This is a genomic window from Phytobacter sp. V69 (genome assembly GCF_965644215.1).
Taxonomy (GTDB): domain Bacteria; phylum Pseudomonadota; class Gammaproteobacteria; order Enterobacterales; family Enterobacteriaceae; genus Phytobacter.
The window spans coordinates 1-1,653 of sequence record NZ_CBFFRL010000406.1; the positions used below are offsets into that span (position 1 = coordinate 1).

Annotated in this window: 1 protein-coding gene; it reads left to right on the plus strand. The window is 58.3% G+C overall.

Translation table 11 applies throughout. The features are described from left to right. The first annotated feature begins 82 nt into the window (after positions 1-82). Positions 83-1,420 (plus strand): ABC transporter ATP-binding protein, encoded by a 1,338-nt coding sequence (locus ACSZPU_RS25570; RefSeq protein WP_499004409.1) that lies wholly within the window; start codon positions 83-85, stop codon positions 1,418-1,420. Positions 1,421-1,653 lie beyond the last annotated feature (233 nt).

Below are 1,653 nucleotides of genomic sequence, written 5' to 3' on the forward strand. Positions count from 1 at the left end.
GGCCTCATTTCTCGCTGCCGTCCAGATCAGATGCATCGCTCTCTGGGCTAAAATCTTGTGACGACACTATCTAGGGGTGTTCGTGTCCGGCCTATCCATGCCGATATTTCTTATGCTGTTCCTGCTGTGGCTGGACTGGCATCTGGCGCTGCTGACATGCGCCGGGATCCCGCTGGCGCTACTGATGCTGAGGTTAAGCCAGCGCATGGCGGCCCGCACGAGCGACCGCATGATCGCTTCCGGCGTAGCGGCGCAGTCCGCTCTACTGGAATACGTGCAGGGTATTGCGGTCATCCGCAGCTTCGGACGCTTTAACCAAGCCTGGAAGCGCCTGGAGTCGATTCTGACCGAACATCATGACGCCACACTCGCCGTTGAATCTAAGCCCGCGCCCTGGCTGGCCGGTTATGGATTTATGCTGGAAATGGGATACATCAGTCTGCTGCTGGCCGGCGTCTGGTGGCTAACGGACGGCACCCTGTCGCCGGACGTTCTGATCCTGTTCTTGATCTTGGCCCTGCCGGTATACCGTCAGCTCTTCGACGTCGGTCTGTCAACCCTGATGCTGCGCTTCGCGCGCCGTTCGCTGAGTCGGATTGAGTCTCTGCTGGCGGAAAAGGCATTACCCGAACCGGCACACCCACTGACGCCACAGGGAGAAAATATCGTATTCGACCACGTCGGCTTCGCGTATGACAACGGCGGCAGCGGGCCGCAGACGCTCAGCGACATATCCTGTACTCTGCCAGCTCGTCATGTCACCGCGATAGTCGGACCGAGCGGCGCAGGTAAAAGCACGATGGTCCATCTGATCGCCCGATTGTGGGATGTACAATGCGGCCATATCCGTCTGGGCGGCGTAGACCTGCGCGACCTCGGAACCGTGCAGGTTCACCAGCACGTAGCGATGGTCTTTCAGGATGTTTTGCTGTTCTCCGGCTCCGTACTGGATAACCTGCGCATCGGCAGGCCGGAGGCTAGTCGGGAAGAGGCGATAGAGGCCGCGCGACTCGCCCAGGCCCATAGGTTAATTGAGGCGCTTCCCCAGGGGTACGACACCTTGCTGAGTGAAGGGGGCAATTCGCTGTCTGGCGGGGAACGCCAGCGAATTGCCATTGCCAGGGCGCTGCTGAAAAATGCGCCGATACTGTTACTGGACGAAGCGACCGCCAGCGTCGATCCATCGGCAGAAGCCGAGATTCAGCGCGCGATAACTGAGCTGGTGCGCGGTCGCACCGTTGTGGTGATTGCTCATCGGCTTAAAAATATTCGCTATGCGGACACCATTCTGGTCCTTAACCAAGGGAAACTGATTGAACAGGGCGATCATCAGACGTTACTGGCGCAAGACGGCCTGTATGCGCGTTTGTGGAAGCAACAACAACAGGCGCAATGCTGGCAATTGAACACATCCCAGTAAAACGTCCCGACAGGCCGCCCCCGCTTAATTCGCATTTTCACATTGCAAGCAGGCGGCGCCGCAGCGACCAATTCGTCGGCAACGAGTTGGTTCGGCTCTGTCGCATTAACGGCGGCAGGTTGCCGGAAAACGGGTCTGTTAATTAAATCCGGTAAACCCCGGCTTTGCCGGGGGACTCCGAAAGGTTTGACCTTTAAGTCAGTCGCGCGAATCTGAAATCTCCGCCAAGAGAT